We start from the raw sequence: 23,472 nt of genomic DNA on the forward strand, positions 1-23,472 counted from the left end.
TAGGTAACTGTAGAAGGATAAAAGGAAATTTTTACAATCTGGTGAGCATTAATATAAGTGACCGCTTGCGCGGCCACAATGGGTTGGGAATTTAGTAAAGCGCTGACTGATCCGCTTTGGGGGTTGTTTTTAAGATAAACTCGCGGAGATCTTCGTTCGACTTTTGTAAATCTTCATGACGCAGATACATCATGTGCCCGGAGCGGTAACCTTTAAAGCTTAAGCGATCACGCATTTTCCCGCTCGGATCGAGTTGCCACATATTGTACTTGGCATCAAAGTAATTTGTTGCGCCATCGTAATAGCCAGATTGGATCATCACGTTTAGGTAAGGGTTTTGTGCCATTGCTAATCGTAATTGCTCACCGACATTATTATCGCTGTTATCCCAAGGGTAAACTGAACCAAACATATTATATTTTACATCGGTTTTATAGTTGAGCTCCGCTGCGAAGTAATGATTGATCGCTGGCGTAAATGAGTGCAACCAAGAGGTCAGCTCAGGCCAATAATCAGGGCGAGAACCGGCGTCTCTTTTATCAATACCAAGGTAGCGTGAGTCCAATCGACCTAGGGTATAGCCACGCTCACGCAACAGTTCTTTCCAAAATGCCGCAGTAGGAATATCTAGGTTGTTTTGAGCTACAAAGCGCTCGCTTAAGCCACTATATTTAGCAACGGCCTGTGTCACACTTTGCTTTTCTTGGGCACTGATAAATGCGCCTTTGGCGAGTGCGGGAAGATACTGATCAACCGTATATTGTTCAACCTCTGCAAGTACTTCGAGTAAATCTTTATTTTGCAATTCAGAAGACAGCGCCTTGTGGTACCAAGCGGCAGCAGCGTAATATGGTAAACGGTTTGCCACTTCAACCGGACCTTCTCGTTTAATGCCGATTTCTGTAGGAGATACCAACACCACGCCATTGAGGTAAAGCCACTGGTTGTTTTGCATCGCGTGCGCAAGACCTGACACTCGAGTCGTGCCGTAGCTCTCACCAATCAGGTACTTAGGGGAAAGCATACGCTCATTGCGATGAATAAATGTATTGAGCCATTCGGCTAAGTACTTCACGTCCGCGTTGACGCCAAAAAACATCTTTGTTTGTTCGGCTTTACTCGGATATTTACCTTCAGCATTTTTGAGTACGCGGGAATAACCTGTGTTGACTGGGTTTACATAAACAATATCGGCAACATCTAGCACTGAATATGGGTTATCTTTCAAGCCGTAAGGTTGCAGTGGATACCCTTCGTCATCAATTTTTAATACTCTTGGGCCAGTATAGGCAATATGCATCCACACGGAAGCAGAGCCCGGACCACCGTTAAATGAGATCAACAGCGGGCGTTTGCTCATATCTTTGATTTTTGTGCGCTTATAGTAGGTGTAATGCAACGTTGCAACTGCGTCGCCGTTTTCATTCCACACCGGCTGTGTGCCTGTTGTTGCGGTGTAGTTAATACGTTCACCTTTTATTTCGGCTCTATGCTCAGTTGTTATTTTATGATCTATCTCAATTGCGCGGTTGTGCTCTTCAGCTATGCTTGGCGCTGAGAGTAGGGAACAACTCACGAGCAATAGTGGTAGTAGTTTTTTCATTGCTTCCTCGGTATTGCAGTAGGTATGTCTGCATTAAAGAAGTATTTCATCTGAAATTCAAAGCCATTGAGACAAACTCAACAAAAAAAACGGCAGGTTTGAAAAATAGGCTGTTGTAACCTCGTTTATCGAAAAGTAACGAATTTGAGCCGATTTGGTTTTTTTTAGTGCAAGATTCGCGTATATTTAGTACTTTATTATGTAGTAATAAAGTATTTAGCCCCGTTAAATTCTTGTTTCACTGCGCTTCTCGTTGTACTTAAGAGATCTCAATCCATGCAAAGAATTTTAATTGTTGAAGACAGTAAAGTCGTACAACAGGTATTGCGACACCTTGCTGCTCAGCATCTAGATGTCGAAATCGATTTTGCTTGGTCCCTCAAGGAAAGTAAGGACTTCTTAGCACAGCACCAATATACATTGGCGCTGGTAGATTTAACGCTGCCCGATGCGATGGACGCAGAGGTCGTGCAGCTCACGCTCAGCCACAAAATTCCCACTGTGGTGTTGACCTCAAAAATAGATGAATATAGTCGCCAGCAAATGCTTGAAATGGGCGTGGTGGATTATGTGATTAAAGACAACCGTGATTCATACCTATACGCGGTCAAGTTAGCATCTAGACTGTTGAGAAACCAAGGTTGCAAGGCGCTGATCGCCGATGATTCTGTGATCAGTCGAGCGGTAATGAAGCAAATGCTTGAAAAGCAATTATTTACAGTGCTTGAGGCACAAGATGGCGAACAGGCATTGGAGATGTTGCTATCTGACCATGAAATTAAACTGCTGCTGACAGACTTTGCGATGCCGACGATGGATGGCTTTGAGTTGGTGAAATCCGTTCGTAATAGTCGCGGACGAGATGAGTTGGCGATTATTGGTCTGTCTGGCGCTGGAAGTCATGGTTTGTCAGCAAAGTTTATCAAATACGGCGCCAATGACTTTTTGGCAAAACCTTTTATGAGTGAAGAGTTTCATTGCCGCATCATGCAGACGATGGAGCAGCTCAATTTGATTGCAGAAATCAAAGAATATGCGCATCGTGACTATTTAACAGGACTTTATAATCGCCGTTATTTCTGTCAGCAAGCAGAGCGTTTAATCAAGAACAAACCGAGTCAGCATATATTGGCATTGTTAGACCTCGATCATTTTAAATCTATTAATGATCAATATGGTCATGAAAGCGGTGATGATGTACTTAAACAAGTTGCTGATTTACTGCGTAGTGCATTTGGTCACTACATTGTCGCACGTATTGGTGGGGAAGAGTTTGCTTTGCTTATTCCAAGCTCAGATATGAAGATGGCAAAGCACATGCTAGAAGACTTTAGAGAGCGCCTTGCGCAGCAAGCATTCAAAATTCCTGAGGGTAAGCATTATTGCACCATCAGTATTGGCCTCGCGGCTTGCCAATCAAAGAGTCTAAGCGAAGTAATGCGCAAAGCTGATAAAGCGCTCTATAAAGCGAAGGACAAACAACGAAATTGCGTTATCGCGCATTAGCTTTTCGTTATTTGGGTGTTTATGCACCAACTCAGTTCAGTCTTTATATCAATGCACCTAGATGGTGCATTTTTTATGCGTGAAATTCTATCTCCTACTTTAATTCATTGTTAATTAAGGAATAAAAAATTTGGCACAAAGGTTGGATTACTGCATACAACAGGATCAACTGTCCTAAGGGGACTCAGCATGAAAATGATAAGTGCAATAATAAAACCATTTAAACTGGATGAGGTACGTGAAGCGTTAGCCGATCTGGGGATTGAAGGCATGACGGTTGTTGACGTTAAAGGGTTTGGGCGTCAGCGCGGTCATACCGAACTGTATCGCGGTGCAGAATATCAAGTCGATTTCATTCCAAAAATAAAAATAGAAATTGCGACGTTAAGCGAAAACGCCGAGCGTGTTGTGGAAACGGTTACAAAGGCTGCGTTCACTGGAAAAATTGGTGATGGAAAAATCTTTGTTTACGACTTAGACCAAGTTGTTCGGATCCGTACCGGCGAACTTGATGAAGAAGCCATTTAAGGGGAGCCAGGCAATGGAAAATACAATAATAGAACTAAAATTTTCATTAAATACCTTTTACTTTTTGATCTCTGGCGTCTTAGTTATGTGGATGGCAGCCGGATTCGCTATGCTTGAAGCGGGATTAGTACGCTCAAAAAATACCACTGAAATCCTTACCAAGAACGTCGCACTGTACGCTATTGCTTGTACTATGTATTTGCTTATTGGTTACAACATCATGTATGTCGATAATGCCGAAGGTGGGGTTTTACCAAGTCTTGGTGCGCTCATTGGCAGTGCTGCTAAGGATGCCGACCATGCACTGCAATCCGACTTTTTCTTCCAAGTGGTATTTGTTGCAACGGCCATGTCAATTGTCTCGGGCGCTGTTGCTGAGCGTATGAAATTGTGGGCGTTTTTAGCATTTTGTGTGGTGTTAACTGGTTTTATCTACCCATTAGAAGGCTATTGGACGTGGGGCGGGGGTTTCTTATCTGAGCTTGGCTTTGTTGACTTTGCCGGCTCTGCCATTGTGCATGGTGCCGGTGCTGCTGCGGCACTAGCGGGTGTTTTGTTACTTGGTGCGCGCAAAGGAAAATATGGCAAAAATGGTGAGATTTACCCAATTCCAGGCTCCAACATGCCACTGGCTACACTAGGCACCTTTATTTTGTGGATGGGGTGGTTTGGCTTTAACGGCGGATCTCAACTGTTCCTTGCCGACAAAGAAAATGCCATCGCGGTCAGCCAAATCATGCTAAATACCAACGCGGCGGCGGCTGCAGGTGCGGTGGCTGCACTGTTGGTGTGTAAATTAATGTGGGGCAAGGCGGATTTAACTATGGTGCTTAATGGTGCACTAGCAGGTCTGGTGACTATTACTGCAGAGCCTGCCTCTCCAACACCTGTATTAGCGCTTATCCTCGGTGCCATAGGTGGTGCATTGGTGGTGTTTAGTATCGTTGCGCTAGATAAAGCAAAAATTGATGACCCTGTTGGTGCTATCTCTGTTCACGGTATATGCGGTGCGCTGGGTGTGATGATGGTGCCATTTTCAAACTCAGACGCTACTTTCCAAGGCCAGGCTGTGGGACTTATCACTATTTTAGGTTTTGTTTTCATTACTTCTTATATTGTCTGGAGTGTATTGAAAGCGAGCATGGGGATCCGCGTTGGCGAAGAAGAAGAGCTAAGCGGTATGGATCAACATGATTGTGGCGTAGATGCCTATCCCGAGTTCGTGACAGTTCGCGGACAGTAATACCAATTTGGCTTTCGGTCAATATTGTAAAGTTCTCGTTGTCTAAACAAAGTGAGTCCAGTAGGGCTCACTTTTCTTTATAAATATTATTCTACTTTCAGCAGTTGTTAATTTAGGTTACCCTACCATCTTGCGATTCATTTTTTAGTTTTACTTGGGTCATGACGGATAAAAAGAAAAGAACACCTGCCAACAAATCAAACGTCAAAGCGAACACTTCGCGTAAAAACAATACCCAGCAAAACGGTTCTAAGATGCAAAGAATTAAAAGCCGTGTACTGAGCACGTTGTGGTCTTTCTTTTGGAAGGGGACTATTGCGGCGATATTCCTTGTTGCAATCTATATCATCTACTTAGACGCTAAAATAAGCCGGCAGTTTGAGGGTAATAAGTGGGAACTTCCCGTTCAAGTTTATGCCAGATCGATGCAGTTTTTTCCTGATCAGTTCCTTAATGAGGATGAAGTGCTGTGGGAGCTGAAGCGGCTTAACTATTCTCGTGTAAATCGTATCAGCCGTACTGGTCAGTATACCGTTCAAGGTCGTACAATCACCATTCATCGTCGCGCGTTCGAATTCTACGATGGCCCAGAAACCGCGCGTATTTTTACGCTTAATTTTGCTGGTAAAAAGCTTGCCAATATTGTCGATAATCAAGGTCGGCGCTTAGCTGGGGCTCGCCTAGAACCGGTGCAGATTGCTCGGATCGGCAATGAATCGCGTCAAGACAGAGAGTTTGTTCCGTTCGATAAATTCCCTAATATTTTAAAAGAAACACTGCTGGTGGTAGAAGATAGAGACTTTTACCAACATCATGGTGTTTCTGCGCTGTCTATTTTACGTGCGCTGTATGCCAACATCAAAGCTGGGCGAACTGTGCAAGGTGGCAGTACGCTTACGCAACAGCTCGCAAAGAACTTTTATCTCACCAGAGATCGCACCTTAATCCGCAAGGTGAATGAAGCGTTCATCGCATTGATTTTAGATTTCCGTTACAGCAAAGATGAAATCCTCGAAGCCTATTTAAACGAAGTGTTTTTGGGACAAGCCTATAATCAAGGCGTTCATGGTATGGGGCTTGCGGCCGATTTTTATTTTGGTAAGCCAGTGGACGAGCTTGAGTTTGACCAAGTTGCTATGCTAGTTGCGATGGTTAAAGGGCCATCTTTTTATAACCCAAGACGCTATCCTGAGCGGGTAATGGAAAGGCGTGATTTAGTCTTGAGGCTAATGGTGGAAAATGACCTTATCACAACGCCCGAGTATCGCGCAGCGCTGGCAAGGCCGATTGATGTACAGCCTTTAAAAGCGAGCCGTATGCAGTCTTATCCTGGATATTTGGAGTTGGTGAATCGCGAGTTAAAGAAACTGGTGCCTGATGATGACATTGTCGACTCTGGAATTCGGATTTTTACCTATCTCGATTTACAAAAGCAAACGGCGATGGAAGATGCCGTTAAAAAGGGCTTACCTTACTTAGAGCGCCGCTTTAAAACGGAAGATTTAGAAACTGCCATGCTGTCAGTTAATGTTGAAAAAGCGGGCGTATCGGCGTTAGTTGCTGGTCGTCAGTTGAAGTTTTCAGGTTTTAATCGGGTATTAGACACCGAGCGTAATATAGGTTCACTGGTCAAGCCCGCTATTTACTTGAGTGCTTTGTCGAATCCAAACTACCATTTGGGCATGCTGCTTGATGACAGTCCCCTTGAAGTGACAGACGGTTCAGGTAAGGTTTGGTCTCCAGAGAACTTTGATCATAAATTCAGAGGCCAAGTGCCAATGTTTGAAGCGTTCAGCAATAGCATCAATATTCCAGCAGTAAACCTTGGTTTGGATGTGGGTGTTAATCGAGTCGCACAAACTTTGAATGACCTTGGTGTCTCTAAGTCGATTCCACTTTATCCTTCTTTATTATTGGGCGCGTTAGAGCTATCCAGTTTTGATATTGCAGAGGCGTACACCACACTTGCTGCAGATGGTAAGCAGAGCGAGTTGACCAGCGTCATGGCTATCACCGATTCACTGGGTAAGCTAGTATACGAACATCCAGTACAAAAAAGCCAAACGCTAGACAGCGATGCGGTATACATGACGAAATACGGCATGAAGCGCGTAACTAAAAAAGGCACAGCAAAGCGTCTCAATCTTCACTTCCCCTCAATTCAACTTGCAGGGAAAACGGGGACGAGTAATGATTTAAGAGACAGCTGGTTTGCAGGTTTTGACCAAAATACGGTCACCGTTGCTTGGATTGGTCGTGATGATAACAAGCCAACGGGATTAACGGGCAGCCAAGGTGCGCTTGAGCTCTATATTCGTTATCTTAAACCATTAAACCCACAAGCGATTGTTGATGAGCGTCCAAAGTCCATTCGCTGGGCGTTTATCAATCCGAAAACGGGTAAGCAGTCGCCTCCGAGTTGTGGTCCTGTATTGCAGCTACCTATTAGAGAGAGCATGTTCGAACCAAGACCTGGATGTTGAACCAAGTCTTGGTTACTAGGGGTTGTTGACCCTAGCACAGTCTCTAAGCTTTAAATTTATCGATTTCTTTATTTAAAGTTTGTGAGAGCTTGCCAAGTTTTTGTGCATCGCTCTGGGTCGCTCTTGCGGAACCCAGAGTATGTTGTGCTAAGTTACTGATCTCAGATGATTCGTTCAATGCGTGTTCGGTCGCTTGGGTTTGTTGCTGTACCAGCTGACTGATCAGTTTCCCTTGCTCGTCTATGTCTCGCATGCTTTGCTCTGCGTGCTGTAGGACTTCATTAGTATCATTCGCGGCGATAACACTTTGCGCCATATTGTCTTCACTGCTGCGCATTTTGTCTTGCGTGTCTCTGGATGCAGCTTGTAAAGATTGAATAATATTGTGTATTTCTTCCGTTTGTTGCTGCGTTCTTTGCGCAAGCGTTCTAACCTCATCCGCTACCACCGCAAATCCTCGGCCTTGTTCACCTGCACGAGCAGCCTCAATTGCGGCATTGAGCGCGAGTAAATTGGTTTGCTCGGCAATCTCTCTAATCGCGGAGCTCACCTGACTAATGTTTTGCGTGTCTTCCGCGAGCTTATCTAAGGCTGCACGACTTTGTTGAAACTCAGCTTGTAGTTCGGTCATTTGCTCTGCAAGGGCTGTGGTATTGACGCTACTTTGCTTTACTTGTTTGGCTGCTACGGAGGCCAGCTCTGTTGCGCTAAATGCGGCATCCTCAACCGAGCGAGCGGACTGTGCCATATTCTCGAGAGAATGGTGGATAGACTGGATTTTATTCTCCTGCTGGGCAACGTCCTTCTCAGTATCTTGGCTTATTTTATTGAGTGTTCTTGTTGCTTGCTGTAGCTCGTCACTACTTAATCGAACGTTACCAAGCAAAGAGATAAAGGCATGTAGTACCGCATTAAATTGTTCAATAATTTGGCTAAGCTCGTCGGAACCAGTTGTCTGCGCTTTGATGCTTAAATCCCCTCGGGAAGCGCTCTGTGCGGCATGTGAGAAAGTCGTGATGGTGCCCATGACCGAGGAGTAAAAGCCAACCATAAGATAAATAGCGATGATCAGTGCGAGTAGTGAAGCCAAGGCAACGGTGTTTCTGATCCACCGTTGCTGGTTTTGTTTTTCAGCGACAAGCGCGGCAAGCGTGGGTGTTGCAATATTAACAAACTGCTTGATAGCATCACTTGCACTTTGGTAGTAACGGTTAAATTGCGCTTGTGACAGTGCTAGTTCATCAGGGTCTAACAAGCCTGTTTTCACCGCTTGCTGGTAATCAGAGAGGCTAGACTCAAGCTCAGCTAAGGGCTGACTAAGCTGCATTTTGAGTTGCTGGTTATCATTGATAGCAATGTTAAGTTTGCCTGAAAATTGTGTCGTGACGCCAGGTAATCCTTTGTTTAAATTGGACAGTGCAATAAAACTATCTGGAGTAAAACTGCCTCTACTGATGATATCGCGTGCCTGCGCCTCAATTTGATTGATTTGCGATATGAGTCTTGGCGCAGACTCAACAAGCGTGCGATTCAGGTAACTGCGTCCAAGATCATCATCGACGGCAAGTTGAGAGGCAATAGAGAGCTGCTCAAGGGCGCTTGCGCCTGCGGCGCTCACTTTAGGTAACTTAGCGCGTTGCAATAAAATTGAATTATCGGAAGCTTTACCCGCTAAAATGTTTTCCAACATACTAGGGTAAAGCGTGAGCCCTTGCCTCTGCATCTCACTGACAGAAATAGAATGGTTAAGTACACTGTTTAGAAAAAACAAGCTGAGGCTTAGCGGTAGTAATAAAATACCAAATACAACGGCCATTTTGGTTTTGTATCGCAACCGCGCCATCAAACGGGTTGCAGGATTAATTAGTGTATTAAATCCAGCCATCACTTCCTCTGTATGATAGTTTTAACTTAGCACAGCGTTATTACCTAAGTGCGCCTAAATAACTTGAGCCTAGGTTAAATAGACCGAAGCTTTTGAAAAGCTTATTCAAAGCGTAGCTGAAAAAACAAAAAAAGCCCTGAGCGGGCTTTTTAAATACAAACTAATATGGGTTGTAATCTGTGATTACAACTTGGCAAATGCACGCTTTGCAGCATTGATAGTGTTAGCGATTTCTTCGTCAGAATGCATTGTGCTCACGAAACCCGCTTCGAATGCAGATGGGGCTAAATAAACGCCTTCATCTAGCATCAGATGGAAGAACTTTTTGAAGCGCTCTAGATCGCATTCAGTTGCTTGCTGATAGCTGGTTACTTTTTTAGCGTCAGTAAAGAAGAAGCCAAACATACCACCTGCGTAGTTAGTCGTAAGCGCGATACCTGTTTCATCAGCAGCCGCTTGGAAGCCTTCACACAGGGCTTTACTCTTAGCTTCAAGCTCTGCGTGCAGCCCTTCTTTTGAAAGTAGCTCTAGTGCTTTTAAACCGGCGGCCATGGCAATTGGGTTACCAGATAGCGTGCCCGCTTGATAAACAGGACCAACTGGGGCGATGTAATCCATGATTTCTTTTTTACCGCCAAACGCACCCACTGGCATACCGCCACCAATCACTTTACCTAAACAGGTTAAGTCTGGGGTGATGTTGTAGTACTGTTGAGCACCACCAAGTGCAACACGGAAACCCGTCATGACTTCATCAAAGATAAGCACACTTTGATTGTCAGTACATACTTCGCGCAGGCCTTCTAAAAAGCCTTCTACCGGTGGAATGCAGTTCATGTTTCCAGCAACAGGCTCGATGATCACACAGGCAATTTGATCTTTGTACTGCTCAAAAATCGCTTTTACTTCATCAAGGTTATTAAATGAAACTGTTAGCGTATGCTTAGCAAAATCGGCAGGAATACCAGGGGAGTTAGGCACGCCCATGGTAAGTGCACCAGAACCTGCTTTAACAAGCAAGGAGTCAGCGTGACCGTGGTAACAGCCTTCAAACTTTAAGATCTTATCGCGGCCGGTGTAACCACGAGCAAGGCGAATAGCGCTCATGGTCGCTTCTGTACCAGAGCTTACCATGCGTACTTTTTCAATAGATGGTACTAGCGCTTTTACTTTTTCCGCCATTAGGATTTCAGTTTCCGTCGGCGCGCCGTACGATAGGCCATTTTCAACCGCTTCAAGCACTGCTTGTTTAATCTCAGGATGGTTATGACCTAAGATCATCGGGCCCCAAGAACCCACATAATCAATGTACTGTTTACCGTCGGCATCAAAGGTGTGAACGCCTTCGGCTTTGGTGATAAATAGTGGCGTACCACCTACACCATTAAAAGCGCGAACAGGAGAGTTAACGCCTCCAGGGATTGAGTCTTGGGCGCGTTTGAATAAGTCTTGACTGATTGTCATTGTCGATCCTTTTTAGCTTTCACGTTTGCGGCTAAACCAAGGTACTTCTACCTCGTGTTTTTCCACTTGGTTTTCAACACCTAGCGTTAGGGCAAAAAGTGCCATACGGATCAATACACCATTTTGAACTTGGCGGAAGATAGCTAGGTTGTCGTTGTTATTTAGGTCGTTGTCTAGCTCGTTTGCATCGCTACGGCTGTCGCGAGGTAATGGGTGCATTAATACTGAGCTAGGCTTACAGTGAGCGTCATAAATCGCTTGGCTGATCCTAAAACCACCACGGTATTTGTTTGCTTCTTCTTGAGAAGGGAAACGCTCTTCTTGAATACGAGTCTGGTAAACGATATCGGCAGCTAAATTGCCTTCCATCTTAGACACGACTTCAATACGATGACCGGCATTGTCTACGACATCTAAAATAGACTGAGGCATTTGTAAGCCATCCGGTGCAACCATTGTAAAGCGGATATCTTTGTAGTGGCTAAGTAACTTTGATAAAGAATGCACGGTGCGGCCGTATTTTAAATCACCGACTAGGGCGATGTGCATGCCGTCAATTCCAGTGCCAAAGCGGCTAAGCTCTCGGTCAATCGTCAGTAAGTCCAACAGTGCTTGAGTTGGGTGTTCATTAGGACCATCGCCACCGTTGATGACAGGAACATCGGAACCGGTTGCAAACTCGGCTACTGAGCCTGCGTCTGGGTGGCGCATTGCCACGGCGTCAGCATAAGCTGAAATCACACGGGCGGTATCGTACAAAGATTCGCCTTTTGCCAGTGCTGAGCTTTGCATACCTGTGGTTTCACGGACTAGGCCGCCCAGCAGGTTAAATGCGGTGCCGAAACTTACGCGTGTTCTCGTGCTTGGTTCAAAAAATAGATTTGCCAAAATCGCCCCATTAAGTACTTGGGTACGTTTTTGCTTTTTAGCATAGGGTTCCATTTTTTTGGCAATGGAGAAGATGTGTTCAATAGAATCTCTGTCTAATTGATTGACAGAAAGAATGTTTTCACCTTGGAAACTGAACATTTGGCGATTCCTAAAGACAAATTGACTACCGGGTTGCAAGGTCGCTCACCCAACCAGATAACACGCAGATTGTGGGCGGTTACTTGGGCGCATATTATACCCAAGTACCCCCAATAATGCACGGTTACAGTGCAGGTTTTAAAACGGCAAGAAAGACAATGGCTAATAGGATTAGTACGGGAAATTCGTTGAAAAAACGATAGAACTTGTCGCTTTTACGATTACGATCAAGTTTAAAATCGGCAAGCAATTTAAAGCAATAGCCATGATACATATAGAGTAAAATCACTAAGGTCAGTTTGTAGTGCAGCCACATACTGTGTTTAAACCACTCACGTCCATATTCTGTAATCGTTAAGACCCCAAACACCGCGGTGAGAATAGCAAATGGGGTTACAAAATAGAGGAGGCGGCGTTCCATGATTTTGAGCATTGAGCTACAAGATTTTTCTTCAGTCATCGCGTGGTACACAAAGAGACGTGGCAGATAAAAAATCCCTGCAAACCAGGCAATCATAAAAAAGATATGTAAGGCTTTATACGTTAGCAATAAGCTCATTATAAATTCCACTTTTTAGATTAGAGTAAACTGTTTCTGGTGGTGAGTATGTGACGAATTTGGTCCCATCGCAATAACCCAAGTATTTGTTTATCATCCTTTTGATTGTATATATATACCGCGCCTGAACGTTTATCTTTTAGCACATCAAAGGCGTCTGCTAAGGTCGCTTGTGTGCTTAGTCCTTGTAGCTCGATATAAGAGACCGATACGCTGCCCTCGGAGATTAAGTTTAAATCGTATTCGGCTAAGCGGTAGCCGCTTTGTTCATCATAAACAATGAGCGGTGTTTGGCTATCAACCGCGGATAGGGTTTCCTTTATCTGCTCTTTGTCATCGGAATAGAGCAGTTTAAAATTCTCATCCATCTCAGCCACTATCCCTACTTTCTGTAATGCCTCTTTTGCCGGGGATACTTGGTAAGGCAGCCCTTGGAAATCTAGTTGTTGAATAAAAATAGAGCGGTTGCCAAACGCCTGTAAAGCCGTAACGTAAGCTGTGGTGATCACCAGCATAGCTGGAACGATTATTTTTGGATTGGAAGTCAGCTCCATTACCGCTGTGAGTGCAGCAAGCGGGGCGTGCAAAGTTGCCGCAAGTAAGCCTGCCATACCGAGTACACCATAAGTTCCCGCAACATCGACGCTGGGTTCAATAAACTGGGCAAAGAAAGACATCAAGGTGCCCATGATGACCCCAAGCCCAATCACTGGACCAATAATACCACCGGGAATACCAAGTCCAATCGCAAATAAAGTCGCCATCAGCTTGGCAATCAATATTGTGGTGAGTAGCTGTAAGTTATGTGGAGATTCAACGGCTTGGGTGATAGCGCTCATACCTGAACCCATGGCTCCCGGTACGGCGTAGCCAATTAATCCCGCAATTAAACCCGCTAATAAAAGGCGAGGAAACATGCTGATGGGCTTAAAAGTTTTGATGATCAGCATTAGATTTTGATTGAAGGCAAAAGCAACCGCTCCTAATGCTGCACCACAAATAATTAAATAAGGGTAATGCCAAAAACTCAACGGAGTGATATGAATGAGCGCCAGCTCGGAACTATTACCAAACACATATTGCGTGCTCATTGCACCGATCACTGAAGCCAACATCACGGGCACGAAAATGTGGATTTTATACTCCCTGAGCACGACTTCCATAACGAATATCACCGCCGCGAGCGGAGTGTTAAATGAGGCAGCAATACCTGCAGCTACACCGCAACCAGCCAAAGTTCGCGCAGCATTGAGTGGTAGATGTAAACGCTCTGATAGAATGCTCGCTGCTGTTGCCCCCATGTGCACAGATGGTCCTTCTCGACCAACAGAAAAGCCACTGATCAAAGCAACGGCACCACCAAAAAACTGGTTCGCAGAATTCCAAATTGGCATATGACCGTAGTGGTGTTTGATCCGATTGATCACATATGGAATGCCCAAACGGTAATGCTTAAACCCGGTTAAGGCGGCAAAGACCGCGATGAGTAGCGCAGCAAGCACAGGCAAAAATAGCCGATGTAGCTCAGAAAGCTCGGTAAAGTCATCAGGTTTATCGAGAAATGTGCCTTGGATTAATTCAATAGTAAGACGAAAAGCAATGATAAGTATCGCCGCAAGCAGGCCAGCACCGGCACCAAGTAGGCACAGTTGCGCTGAAGTTTTAGGTTTTGCAAGGCTTCGTCTTAATGTATCCAACGACATGAACGTCATTCCACAATAGTAAACCGTTTAAGAATATCAAATTTTTTACACTAAGTCCTTGTGCTAACGCAACTTAACTGAGGCAATAGTCTTACTTTCTTTGGTTAAGCATTATAGATACCAATATACATTCAATAGCAGGTTAGGTGCAGAGTTAAAAATCTCTCAATGACAAAAAATAAATAGAACCGTTTTGACAGGTGAACAACGAGTTCTTTGTTCCAAAAATGGATCATTTATCAAAGATAATTGGTACAAACGCTATACTTGATTAAAATACTCAGGTATTAGATAATTTGCAGATTACAGGATTAGGGGTCTAAATCTATGTCTGAACAATTACCAATTCAGTTTTCTGACGCTGCCGCAAGCCGCGTAAAGGAACTTATTGAAGAAGAAGAGAATGCCAATCTTAAGCTACGCGTGTATGTAACGGGTGGCGGTTGCTCAGGCTTTCAATATGGTTTCACTTTCGATGAAAAAGTAAATCCGGGTGATTTGGAAATCGTAAAAAACGGTGTCACTATGGTTGTCGATCCAATGAGTATTCAGTATCTAATAGACGGAATCGTAGATTATACTGAAGGACTTGAGGGTGCACGTTTCTTTGTGAACAACCCCAATGCAACAACCACTTGTGGCTGTGGTGCAAGTTTCAGCGTCTAGACATTATTCGCACTACGTTCCACTAAAGAGTCATGCGTTTGTCATGGCTCTTTTTGTTTCTGCCCATCACAACTCAATTTGCTTTATTCGTCACAAACTCCCTGTTAAATACATCATTAAGACAAAAAAGCCCAAAACAAAAGATGAAAATACTAAGATGTAGATAAAGCCTTTTTTCCCTTGCTTAAGCGGCACGCCGTTAGAACGAAGGAAGTAAATCCAGCCTAAGCACAATAGAATTGGCAGTAAAAACAGTAATCGAATCATCTAGTAATAGCCTCTTTTTTAACCACTCAGTAAATGTTAGCTGTAAGTTTTTATTTTTTAAAGAAAAATAATTTATTTCAAATACTGGTACATTTTTTAAAAAATTTGTTAAAGTGTTACTGGATATTACAACCCTTAATGAATTAAGAAAAAGTAAAAAATTAATTAGGTGTTACTCGTGTTTTAGTCTATACCTAATTGGGTACATAGGGACAAGTTAACATTTTGTCTACGTGTTACTGGTTTGGCATAACTTATCGCAGCTAGCTGGTAAGTTGTACCGCATTCGGGGTAAACTGTAAGCTTGAGCGAGTTCTAAAGGCAAAAATGCTGAGTTCATACAGGCTTAACATTTTGCATTGTAGAGTTCCTAGATAAGCTACAACTGTAATATTTAGATAATAACTAAATGAGACGGGCATATTTCATTTAGATAATTTAGTCTTTCATCTAGTAGGAGATGTTTAATTATGATGGGTAAAACGGTTTCTTCTGAAGAAAACGGCAAGCTAACGAAGTGGCTAAAATCAAAGCGCCACGAGAAAGGTCACACAATGCGTAGTCTTGCGCAGGTGTTAGGTACGCCTCATTCATTCATCGGTAAGATTGAGAATCAAGAACGTCGATTGGATGTCATTGAGTTTTTACGTTACTGCGAAGCGTTAGAAGTTGATCCTTATGAAGGCTTACAGCTAATCAAAGAAGATCAATAAGCGTTTAGTTAGCAAAAACGTAAAAGGTGCAAGGACCTGCACCTCTAGTTTTTGTTAGCATGATACGCCTTTTCAATAGCATACAGCTTGTGCCGAATAAAATATAAAAACAATAATGATGGAAGCACCATAAGCGCAGTTAGCGCGAAGAAGAGTGCCCAATTACCTCCAAGCAAATCATCTATCACAAAACCACTATAGCCTGATAGCACGGTACGGCCTAAACTGCCAAGTGATGCCAGCAAGGCATAGTGGGTTGCACTAAATGCTCTATCACAGAGCATAGAAATAAATGCCACCATCGCTACCAGTGACCAAGCTTGGGTAAAGCCGTCCACCACAATTGCTAGTGCGTACAGATGTTCTTGAGGACCTGCTATGGCAATCCAAGAAAACATTAAATTTGATGCTGCCATAGCAACACCACTAATAAATAAGCCCTTCACGATACCGTATTTATGGTTAAAGATACTGCCAAGAAAAGCAAATATGATAGTGATCACACCGGTACCAAGCTTTGAATATTGCCCAATTTGGGTGTTTGTAAAACCCACTTCTTTATAAAATACGATGGACATACGGGCTAAAAAGGCCTCTCCTATCTTAAATAGGAAAATAAAGGCGAGTAGGGCACATGCCGTTTTAACCCCATTCTTTTCAAAAAATCGCTTAAAGGGCTCAACCAGAGTCACAGCAAGCCAGGCATAGATCTTTTTAGAAGCACTTGATGAAGCGCTGTGGTTAAGTTTTTGCTCGTAACTCTTCTGTAGCTGTGCCTGTACTTGCTCGCGATGAGATTTTGGCTCTTTTGCCAACAAAGTGACCACTAACAAACACACTATGATGACGCTTAGCATCTGATAGATGATGGGCCAACTAAAGCCGGGTAAATCGGCCATAAAGAACGGAATTGCACCAAGTAAGGCATAGCCAGACCACCAACCTGAAGTCGCCATTGCTGCTGCCGCCGTTGCCTTTTCACTTTCATCTTCTGGTAAAATGTCGATGCGATAAGCATCTATTGCAATATCTTGGGTAGCTGAAAATAACGCAATAATAAAGCACAATAATGCAGCATGCGAAAGATGGTCTTTAATTGAAATAGTGGCTAATGCAAAGGTGGCAACAATAATAATAAACTGGCAACTGGCTATCCAGCTTCGTCTTTGCCCTAAGCGATTATACAGCAGGGGGATTTTTACTCGGTCAACGAGTGGGGACCACAAAAAGTTGATAGTATAGGCGCCATATACTAGGCCAAATAGGCCAATGGTGCTACGGCTTAACCCCTCATCTTTAAGCCAAGCTGACATCACCGAGCCAATCAATACCCAAGGAAAACCGCTACTTATTCCAAAAGCAAAGACAGTTAAAAGACGTTTGTCTTTGTAATAACTAAGATATTGCGAAAAGCTAGATGATATCAACATAAAAGGGTATTACTCTGGCTGTTTTAATACTTCGACGGAAAGAATAATGACGGGCTCTTTAGGTATAAAGGTATAGCCAAGCTTTTCATTGTAGCCGGTTTCCACCTTCATAATCGCGTCCAGTGTTTCATAGCCTTCAGAGACATTCCCGAACACGGCAAAACCCCAGCCTCTACCTGGGTTCAAGTGATCGTTGTCATCCATATTAAAGAAAAACTGTCTGGTACCTGAGTGTGGTTTGTTGTCTTGGTATGCCATGGCAATGGTATACATATCATTTTTCAGACCATTACCGCTTTCATTGAAGATAGCTTCGCGCTCAAACATACCATCGTACTCTTTGTCGTAGCCTCCACCTTGGATAACAAAGTCTTTTTCGTTGGCTTCATCACGCTCAACTCGATGAAAGACAGAGCCGTTATAGTCTTTGTTGATAACGTAAGTTAAAAAGTTATTCACTGTAATAGGCGCTCTCGATCTGTCTAGTTCGACAATAATCGGCCCTTTACTGGTATTGATTTGAACTCGAGGGAATAGATTATTCTTTTGTACGAATTTACCGTTCATTTCGGCAAATACATTCATACTTAATAATAGGATGGTTAAGCTTAGAATTATTTTTTTCATTAACTTCCTCTCACAAATTGAATAAATTCAGGATCTTGAACGATTCGAGTAACAACCTGTTGAGCTAGATTGTTGAGCTGCTCTTCGATTTTGGCTTGGTCGTGTTTTAGTGGGCCATTTAAATTAGCACTACCTTTATATTGTTTTTCGAAACTGCGAGTGCCTTGCTTTATTAGTACGGTGACGTCAGCTTCAGCATCACTTTGGTGAGTCGAGAAAGACTCTTCAATAATGGCTTTAAAGCGATTGATATCCACAGTGACTTGCGTTGCTGCAACCGGTGTTATTTGCGCGCCATGTGCAGTGAGTGCTTGCGTCAATACCTGATTGAAGTTAACCGGTAAATTAGCATCAGGTACGTATAGTGCGGGTTCTTGGTTTTTCACGCGAATGGTGTATTTTGTGGTCCGCAGGTCGTTTACTTTGACCGCCACATTGGCGGCAAGCGCGTTTGACGAAGGTCCTTGATACTCCGGATGAAGAATGACACTGCGTGGTGAGCTTTCACAGCCCACGAGTATCAAGGTTAGCAAAATAATCAGCAATGAAAAACGCATGAAGTTAGCTCCTCTTTATTGCACTTAAAACAGTGAATTTTTTGTTGTTGCCTAATGTCTTGCTGTTACCGAACAACCGCTTGAGTTTGTCGTCGTATTCCAAGTGGCGGTTACCGATAACTCTTAACTCTCCCCCTTGGCGAAGCGCAGCCTTAGCTTGTAAAAACATCTGCCAAGCAATGTGATCGGTGATTGCGTTGGCCTGATGGAATGGCGGGTTACACAGTATCAGATCCGCACCGTAATTTTCAAAACCCGTAAGGCAGTCGTTTTGAACGAACTGACAATCAGCAACACGCTCGGGTAGGTTATTCACGATATTTTGCTCCGCGCTATGCACCGCCATCGCGGACTCGTCGATAAAGGTGACGGTGGCATTTGGCATTTTTGCGAGCGTCATCAATCCGATGACACCATTACCACAGCCGAGATCAATGACCTTCAATGGTTTTTTACCCATAGGAAGGTAATTGATAAAAAAACGTGCGCCAATATCAAGAGAGTCTCGTGAGAAGACATTTGCTTCATTCGACAAGATAAAATCGGTTTTTTCCAGCGGCCAAGACACAGGGAATTTACTATCAATGGCTTTGGCTGACGTCTTGCTGAACACTAAACGCGATTTTTTTACCGCTAAGCTAGTCGTTGGCTCCGTCAAAAAGTGGCTAAAGCTTTTTAATGTTGAGGTGTGAATTTCTTTTGCTTTGCCAGCCGCAATTACGGGAATGTCTGTAGTCAATTTACTTAACTGTGCAAGTTGCGCTTGCAATAGCCCTGAATTTTTGGGAATTTTTATTAATATCAGATCGATATCTTTTGGCAGCTCATCCATGCTAGTGAGTACGTCAACCTTAGCGTCCGCAAGTTCGTTGGCCTCTAAATTATACTCATAGGCGAGGGTACTTACATAAGAGTCGGTGACTACCGTACAGTGTTTGTCAGCAAGTGCACAGCATAATGCGCCAAAACTATCGTTGAGAATGAGAATACGGTTTGCATCGCGGTGATGTTCAAAGACATAATCTAACAGGTATTCGTCGGCTGAATCCCAAGCTTGTAAGCTGCGATTTTTTTGATCGAGTGGAAACCTATGTAGCGTAAAAGGGTTTCCGGCTAGAATTGCATCAGTCGTCATGTGAATGTTCTATAAATAAAAGCAGCGGGTAGTTTAACATGAGAGCAGTAGACAAAGCACGGAACTTGCCGAGCGGTTTTAGCTATCAAGCACAGGCTATTAGCTACGATAAAAGTCTAGCGCTATATAATGCACTACTGAATAGCCTTGCGTGGCAGCAAAATACCATCACCTTATTTGGTAAGACCCATCAAACACCTCGACTCGAACGCTTTATTGCCGACCCTGACGTGCATTACAGTTATTCGGGAAAGCGACTTGAAAATGCTCCTTGGCCTTCGGTATTGCTTGGGATCAGACAAACGCTAGAACGCAGATTTAATATTCCTTTTAATGCGGTATTGGCCAATTATTATCGTAATGGTCAAGACAGTATGGGCTGGCATAGTGATGATGAACCCGAACTCGGTTTGACGCCCATAATTGCTTCACTGTCGCTTGGCGCGACCCGCAAATTTAAAATACGCCACAAAGTAAGCCTCTCTGTAACCGACATTTTATTGGAAACGGGTAGCTTATTGGTAATGCAAGGTGATAGTCAGCGCGACTATCAACATGCTTTGCCAAAGCAGGCCAAGGTGACTCAGGGGCGTATTAATCTCACCTTTCGAAGTGTTGGAAATACGCGCTGAACGGCGTATAGTAGCGTCACGAATTGCTCTAGGAGACAAAGTATAATGTCAATGCAATCACAGATTTATGACAAAATAGCTGAAGCCGTTGCGTGCAAGCATCTGAACGTTATCAATGAAAGCCATATGCACAGCCGTGGCGAAGAGTCTCACTTTAAAGTCATTGTTGTAAGCGAACAATTTGTCGGCCAGAGGCTGCTGCAACGTCACCGAAAGATCAATGAAGTGCTAAAAGATGAATTACAAAACCATATTCACGCTTTGGCCATTCATGCCTATACACCAGAAGAGTTTTCAGACAAAGAAGGTCAAACGCCAGAGTCACCAAAATGCTTGGGTGGTTCTAAGTTCGATAGCTGATCAGATGTGTGTTTTACATATCTGCCAGTACACTACGCAGTAATTTTAATAAAGTGAGACCAATCTCACTTTTATTTTGTATCAAATCAATGGATAGGATCTCTTATGGTCATCAAACCAAAAATTCGCGGATTTATTTGTACGAATGCGCATCCGGTAGGCTGTGCTGCACACGTTCAAGAACAGATTGAATACGTAAAACAACAAGGCCAAATCGAAAATGGTCCCAAGAATGTATTAGTAATTGGTGCATCGACAGGTTATGGCTTGGCATCGCGTATCACGGCTGCATTTGGTGCCGGTGCGAAAACGCTAGGTATCTTCTTTGAAAAAGAAGGCTCAGAGAAGAAAACAGCATCAGCGGGTTGGTATAATACGGCTGCTTTCCAGCAAGCTGCAGAAGAAGCGGGTTTGTGGTCTAAAAATATCAATGGCGATGCGTTTTCTGATGAGTTGAAGCAAAAAACCATCGACACTATCAAAGCTGAACTGGGTAAAGTAGATTTAGTGGTATATAGCCTTGCGTCTCCTCGTCGTAAAGACCCTAAATCTGATGAAGTTTATTCTTCAACACTTAAGCCAATTGGCTCAGCTATCACAACTAAAAACCTAAATACTTCTAAACGCGTTATTGATGAAATGACAGTTGAAGCTGCTAACGAAGACGAAATCGCCAATACGGTTAAAGTGATGGGTGGTGAAGACTGGGAACTTTGGATTGATGCGCTTAAGCAAGCAGATGTACTGGCTGATGGTTTCAAAACAACGGCATACACTTATATCGGTAAAGAGTTGACTTGGCCAATATACGGTCACGCAACGATTGGTAAAGCAAAAGAAGACTTGGACCGTGCGACGCTGGCAATTCGCGAAACCACTGCTGATATTAATGGCGAAGCTTATGTGTCTTCACTGAATGCAGTAGTGACGCAGGCAAGCTCTGCTATTCCAATTATGCCTCTTTATATCTCTGCACTATTTAAAGTGATGAAAGGTGATGGCACATATGAAGGGACAATCGAGCAAATTCATGGATTGTTTACTGAAAATCTATATGGTCAATCGCCACGCTTTGATGATGGCGGTCACTTGTTCCAAAACTATAAGGAACTAGAAGACGGCGTTCAAGCTCGTGTGCAAACTATTTGGGATACTGTTGATACTGATACAATTGATGAATTGACGGATTATGTTGGTTATCACAACGAATTCTTGAAGCTATTCGGCTTCGGAGTTGACGGCGTAGATTACGAAGCTGATGTGGATGCAACGGTAGAAATTAGTCACCTCGTTTAATTTCACGGTTTTTGATCTCACTGTTTTTGATTTTGCGGGCAAAGTGCTACTTGGTACTTTGCCCGTTTTTGTTTGACCGTGAATTTTTACTTATTTTGTAGATTAGGGTAAGAAAAATTTTATCTATGCAACTTTGGTCTATACTCCTTCCAGTGATGGATTTTTCAACTAATCTAAATCCACGTTAAAGTCGTATTAATTTCATAATTCCACTCGCATACTCAGTACGATTAATGTTAAAATCAGAGAAATATGTGAGGACTTTTATCACGACGCTGCTTTTTTGTGCGCGTTGAGGGGTATTTTAAAGGGGCTTGTTTGGGAACCCTATCCGGACTCATAACTTTCTGCTCTTTATACCTAATACTTAGTACAAACGAGGTGGCGCTGTGGTGACTAAAGATATTTTCAGTTTCTTTCCGTTAATGTAATGCAAGTGCGTATGATCAACATAAAAAAAGGTCTGGACTTACCAATAGAGGGCGCACCTCAGCAAGTTATTCATGATGGTTCTGCTGTCAAACGAGTAGCTGTGCTAGGTGAAGAATTCATCGGTATGCGTCCTACCATGCATATTCGTGTGGATGACCAAGTCAAAAAAGGCCAAGTTCTTTTTGAAGATAAAAAGAACCCAGGCGTCAAGTTTACTGCGCCAGCTTCTGGTGTAGTTAAAGAAATTAACCGTGGTGCTAAGCGTGTACTTCAATCCGTTGTGATCGAAGTTCAAGGCGACGAGCAAATCACTTTCGAGAAGTTTTCAGCTGCTGATTTAAGCAACTTAGACTCTGAAAAAGTGAAGGAAGTGCTAATCGAGTCTGGTCAATGGCCAGCGCTTCGTGCACGTCCATTCAGCCGTGTCGCTGTGCCGAGTGCAACACCTAGCTCAATCTTTGTGACAGCAACAGATACTAATCCGTTAGCAGCAGATCCTGCTGTTATCATCGCAGAAAACGTGGAAGCGTTTGAAGCGGGTCTAGCGGTTGTATCTCGTTTGACTGAAGGCAAAGTATTTGTGTGTAAGAAAGCGGGTGCTAACGTACCTAGTTCTTCTATCTCACAAGTAGAAGTTCATGAGTTTGCAGGTGTGCACCCAGCAGGTAACGTGGGTACTCACATTCACTTCCTAGATTCTGTAGGTACAAACAAGCAAGTTTGGCACATTGGTTACCAAGATGTCATCGCGTTTGGTAAGTTGTTCCTGACAGGTGAAATCTACTCAGACAGAGTTATTGCTCTAGCAGGTCCTCGAGTTAAGAACCCTCGCTTAGTAAAAACTCATGTCGGTGCGTCGCTAACAGATTTAGTTGCAGGCGAGCTTGAAGACGGTGATAACCGAGTCATTTCTGGCTCTGTGTTAGCTGGTAAAACAGCAACTGGCCCTCACGCTTACCTTGGTCGTTACCATACTCAAGTATCAGTTTTACTTGAAGGTCGCGAGAAAGAGCTATTTGGCTGGATCGCTCCGGGTAGTGACAAATTCTCAGTAACACGTACATTCATTTCACACTTAACACCTAGCCGTTTGTTCAAGATGACAACGTCTACTGGTGGTTCTAAGCGTGCGATGGTACCAATCGGTAACTATGAGCGTGTTATGCCACTCGATATTTTGCCAACGCTATTATTACGTGATCTTATTTCACGTGATCTAGATTCTGCGATTTCGTTGGGTGCACTAGAGCTAGATGAAGAAGATTTAGCACTATGTACATACGTATGTCCGGGCAAATATGAGTACGGTTCAATCCTGCGCGATTGCCTGACTACTATCGAGAAGGAAGGTTAA

At 43.5% G+C, this 23,472-nt stretch carries 20 protein-coding genes; 10 read left to right on the top strand and 10 right to left on the bottom strand.

Annotated features, from left to right (window positions below):
- Positions 1 to 91: 91 nt before the first annotated feature.
- Positions 92 to 1,603: a S10 family peptidase gene (locus tag EXT47_RS03050; RefSeq protein WP_130125861.1), complete on the bottom strand. Its 1,512-nt coding sequence runs from the start codon at positions 1,601 to 1,603 to the stop codon at positions 92 to 94.
- A 276-nt stretch (positions 1,604 to 1,879) separates the two neighbouring features.
- Between EXT47_RS03050 and EXT47_RS03055 the strand changes: the two genes are divergently transcribed.
- The 4 genes from EXT47_RS03055 (at position 1,880) to mrcB (ending at position 7,363) form a co-directional block, all read left to right on the top strand.
- Positions 1,880 to 3,109 (top strand): diguanylate cyclase, encoded by a 1,230-nt coding sequence (locus tag EXT47_RS03055; RefSeq protein WP_010372263.1) that lies wholly within the window; start codon positions 1,880 to 1,882, stop codon positions 3,107 to 3,109.
- 189 nt (positions 3,110 to 3,298) lie between these two features.
- Complete coding sequence (locus EXT47_RS03060; protein ID WP_010372259.1) at positions 3,299 to 3,637, top strand: P-II family nitrogen regulator; 339 nt, start codon at positions 3,299 to 3,301, stop codon at positions 3,635 to 3,637.
- Positions 3,638 to 3,650: 13 nt separating this feature from the next.
- Complete coding sequence (locus EXT47_RS03065) at positions 3,651 to 4,880, top strand: ammonium transporter (RefSeq protein WP_130125862.1); 1,230 nt, start codon at positions 3,651 to 3,653, stop codon at positions 4,878 to 4,880.
- Between the two features lie 161 nt (positions 4,881 to 5,041).
- Complete coding sequence (gene mrcB / locus EXT47_RS03070; RefSeq protein ID WP_130125863.1) at positions 5,042 to 7,363, top strand: penicillin-binding protein 1B; 2,322 nt, start codon at positions 5,042 to 5,044, stop codon at positions 7,361 to 7,363.
- 43 nt (positions 7,364 to 7,406) lie between these two features.
- On the opposite strand, the gene EXT47_RS03075 is transcribed toward mrcB, so the two are convergent.
- From EXT47_RS03075 to EXT47_RS03095, 5 genes are all read right to left on the bottom strand, one after another.
- The gene (locus EXT47_RS03075) at positions 7,407 to 9,248 is read right to left on the bottom strand and encodes a methyl-accepting chemotaxis protein (protein WP_130125864.1); all 1,842 of its coding nucleotides are present in this window, start codon (positions 9,246 to 9,248) and stop codon (positions 7,407 to 7,409) included.
- Positions 9,249 to 9,431: 183 nt separating this feature from the next.
- Positions 9,432 to 10,712: a glutamate-1-semialdehyde 2,1-aminomutase gene (gene hemL / locus EXT47_RS03080; RefSeq protein WP_039493759.1), complete on the bottom strand. Its 1,281-nt coding sequence runs from the start codon at positions 10,710 to 10,712 to the stop codon at positions 9,432 to 9,434.
- 12 nt (positions 10,713 to 10,724) lie between these two features.
- Positions 10,725 to 11,741, bottom strand: a complete 1,017-nt coding sequence (locus tag EXT47_RS03085) for an aspartate carbamoyltransferase (protein ID WP_010372246.1) — start codon at positions 11,739 to 11,741, stop codon at positions 10,725 to 10,727.
- A 124-nt stretch (positions 11,742 to 11,865) separates the two neighbouring features.
- A complete protein-coding gene (locus EXT47_RS03090; RefSeq protein ID WP_039493757.1) occupies positions 11,866 to 12,300 on the bottom strand; it encodes a CopD family protein in 435 nt (144 codons plus the stop codon).
- Positions 12,301 to 12,320: 20 nt separating this feature from the next.
- Entirely contained in the window at positions 12,321 to 14,003 is a 1,683-nt protein-coding gene (locus EXT47_RS03095) for a chloride channel protein (protein WP_039493756.1), read from the bottom strand.
- 327 nt (positions 14,004 to 14,330) lie between these two features.
- Between EXT47_RS03095 and erpA the strand changes: the two genes are divergently transcribed.
- Both erpA and EXT47_RS03105 read left to right on the top strand, forming a co-directional pair.
- Positions 14,331 to 14,669 (top strand): iron-sulfur cluster insertion protein ErpA, encoded by a 339-nt coding sequence (erpA, locus tag EXT47_RS03100; RefSeq protein ID WP_010372235.1) that lies wholly within the window; start codon positions 14,331 to 14,333, stop codon positions 14,667 to 14,669.
- A 737-nt stretch (positions 14,670 to 15,406) separates the two neighbouring features.
- The gene (locus EXT47_RS03105; RefSeq protein WP_017216404.1) at positions 15,407 to 15,649 is read left to right on the top strand and encodes a helix-turn-helix transcriptional regulator; all 243 of its coding nucleotides are present in this window, start codon (positions 15,407 to 15,409) and stop codon (positions 15,647 to 15,649) included.
- A 44-nt stretch (positions 15,650 to 15,693) separates the two neighbouring features.
- Here EXT47_RS03105 and EXT47_RS03110 read toward each other — a convergent pair whose 3' ends face one another.
- The 4 genes from EXT47_RS03110 to EXT47_RS03125 are packed head-to-tail and all read right to left on the bottom strand — an operon-like array spanning position 15,694 to position 19,398.
- Complete coding sequence (locus tag EXT47_RS03110) at positions 15,694 to 17,079, bottom strand: MFS transporter (RefSeq protein WP_130125865.1); 1,386 nt, start codon at positions 17,077 to 17,079, stop codon at positions 15,694 to 15,696.
- 9 nt (positions 17,080 to 17,088) lie between these two features.
- Positions 17,089 to 17,706: a peptidylprolyl isomerase gene (locus EXT47_RS03115; protein ID WP_010606092.1), complete on the bottom strand. Its 618-nt coding sequence runs from the start codon at positions 17,704 to 17,706 to the stop codon at positions 17,089 to 17,091.
- Positions 17,706 to 18,263: a YajG family lipoprotein gene (locus EXT47_RS03120; RefSeq protein WP_130125866.1), complete on the bottom strand. Its 558-nt coding sequence runs from the start codon at positions 18,261 to 18,263 to the stop codon at positions 17,706 to 17,708. The genes EXT47_RS03115 and EXT47_RS03120 overlap by 1 nt, the downstream gene beginning before the upstream one ends.
- Positions 18,264 to 18,267: 4 nt before the next feature.
- Positions 18,268 to 19,398 carry a methyltransferase gene (locus EXT47_RS03125; protein ID WP_130125867.1) on the bottom strand — a complete coding sequence of 377 codons (1,131 nt, stop codon included), beginning with the start codon at positions 19,396 to 19,398 and terminating at the stop codon, positions 18,268 to 18,270.
- Positions 19,399 to 19,436: 38 nt separating this feature from the next.
- Here EXT47_RS03125 and EXT47_RS03130 point away from each other — a divergent pair, with 38 nt between their 5' ends.
- The 4 genes from EXT47_RS03130 to EXT47_RS03145 all read left to right on the top strand — a co-directional run bounded on the left by EXT47_RS03130 (position 19,437) and on the right by EXT47_RS03145 (position 23,472).
- Positions 19,437 to 20,030: an alpha-ketoglutarate-dependent dioxygenase AlkB gene (locus EXT47_RS03130; protein WP_130125868.1), complete on the top strand. Its 594-nt coding sequence runs from the start codon at positions 19,437 to 19,439 to the stop codon at positions 20,028 to 20,030.
- Between the two features lie 45 nt (positions 20,031 to 20,075).
- Positions 20,076 to 20,390 (top strand): BolA family transcriptional regulator, encoded by a 315-nt coding sequence (locus EXT47_RS03135; RefSeq protein ID WP_039493750.1) that lies wholly within the window; start codon positions 20,076 to 20,078, stop codon positions 20,388 to 20,390.
- Positions 20,391 to 20,495: 105 nt separating this feature from the next.
- Positions 20,496 to 21,686: an enoyl-ACP reductase FabV gene (gene fabV, locus EXT47_RS03140; RefSeq protein ID WP_017216398.1), complete on the top strand. Its 1,191-nt coding sequence runs from the start codon at positions 20,496 to 20,498 to the stop codon at positions 21,684 to 21,686.
- A 442-nt stretch (positions 21,687 to 22,128) separates the two neighbouring features.
- Complete coding sequence (locus tag EXT47_RS03145) at positions 22,129 to 23,472, top strand: Na(+)-translocating NADH-quinone reductase subunit A (RefSeq protein WP_010372207.1); 1,344 nt, start codon at positions 22,129 to 22,131, stop codon at positions 23,470 to 23,472.

The organism is Pseudoalteromonas sp. CO342X, assembly GCF_004208915.1.
Classification (GTDB): Bacteria; Pseudomonadota; Gammaproteobacteria; order Enterobacterales; family Alteromonadaceae; genus Pseudoalteromonas; species Pseudoalteromonas maricaloris.

Excerpts from the sequence above, each read along its gene's own strand:
- erpA (WP_010372235.1), top strand. The coding sequence starts at position 14,331 with ATGTCTGAACAATTACCAATTCAGTTTTCTGACGCTGCCGCAAGCCGC.
- fabV (WP_017216398.1), top strand. The coding sequence starts at position 20,496 with ATGGTCATCAAACCAAAAATTCGCGGATTTATTTGTACGAATGCGCAT.
- EXT47_RS03065 (WP_130125862.1), top strand. The coding sequence starts at position 3,651 with ATGGAAAATACAATAATAGAACTAAAATTTTCATTAAATACCTTTTAC.
- EXT47_RS03075 (WP_130125864.1), bottom strand. The coding sequence starts at position 9,248 with ATGGCTGGATTTAATACACTAATTAATCCTGCAACCCGTTTGATGGCG.
- EXT47_RS03105 (WP_017216404.1), top strand. The coding sequence starts at position 15,407 with ATGATGGGTAAAACGGTTTCTTCTGAAGAAAACGGCAAGCTAACGAAG.
- hemL (WP_039493759.1), bottom strand. The coding sequence starts at position 10,712 with ATGACAATCAGTCAAGACTTATTCAAACGCGCCCAAGACTCAATCCCT.
- EXT47_RS03145 (WP_010372207.1), top strand. The coding sequence starts at position 22,129 with ATGATCAACATAAAAAAAGGTCTGGACTTACCAATAGAGGGCGCACCT.
- EXT47_RS03120 (WP_130125866.1), bottom strand. The coding sequence starts at position 18,263 with ATGCGTTTTTCATTGCTGATTATTTTGCTAACCTTGATACTCGTGGGC.
- EXT47_RS03130 (WP_130125868.1), top strand. The coding sequence starts at position 19,437 with ATGAGAGCAGTAGACAAAGCACGGAACTTGCCGAGCGGTTTTAGCTAT.
- EXT47_RS03095 (WP_039493756.1), bottom strand. The coding sequence starts at position 14,003 with ATGTCGTTGGATACATTAAGACGAAGCCTTGCAAAACCTAAAACTTCA.
- mrcB (WP_130125863.1), top strand. The coding sequence starts at position 5,042 with ATGACGGATAAAAAGAAAAGAACACCTGCCAACAAATCAAACGTCAAA.
- EXT47_RS03055 (WP_010372263.1), top strand. The coding sequence starts at position 1,880 with ATGCAAAGAATTTTAATTGTTGAAGACAGTAAAGTCGTACAACAGGTA.
- EXT47_RS03050 (WP_130125861.1), bottom strand. The coding sequence starts at position 1,603 with ATGAAAAAACTACTACCACTATTGCTCGTGAGTTGTTCCCTACTCTCA.
- EXT47_RS03085 (WP_010372246.1), bottom strand. The coding sequence starts at position 11,741 with ATGTTCAGTTTCCAAGGTGAAAACATTCTTTCTGTCAATCAATTAGAC.
- EXT47_RS03060 (WP_010372259.1), top strand. The coding sequence starts at position 3,299 with ATGAAAATGATAAGTGCAATAATAAAACCATTTAAACTGGATGAGGTA.
- EXT47_RS03090 (WP_039493757.1), bottom strand. The coding sequence starts at position 12,300 with ATGAGCTTATTGCTAACGTATAAAGCCTTACATATCTTTTTTATGATT.
- EXT47_RS03110 (WP_130125865.1), bottom strand. The coding sequence starts at position 17,079 with ATGTTGATATCATCTAGCTTTTCGCAATATCTTAGTTATTACAAAGAC.
- EXT47_RS03125 (WP_130125867.1), bottom strand. The coding sequence starts at position 19,398 with ATGACGACTGATGCAATTCTAGCCGGAAACCCTTTTACGCTACATAGG.
- EXT47_RS03135 (WP_039493750.1), top strand. The coding sequence starts at position 20,076 with ATGTCAATGCAATCACAGATTTATGACAAAATAGCTGAAGCCGTTGCG.
- EXT47_RS03115 (WP_010606092.1), bottom strand. The coding sequence starts at position 17,706 with ATGAAAAAAATAATTCTAAGCTTAACCATCCTATTATTAAGTATGAAT.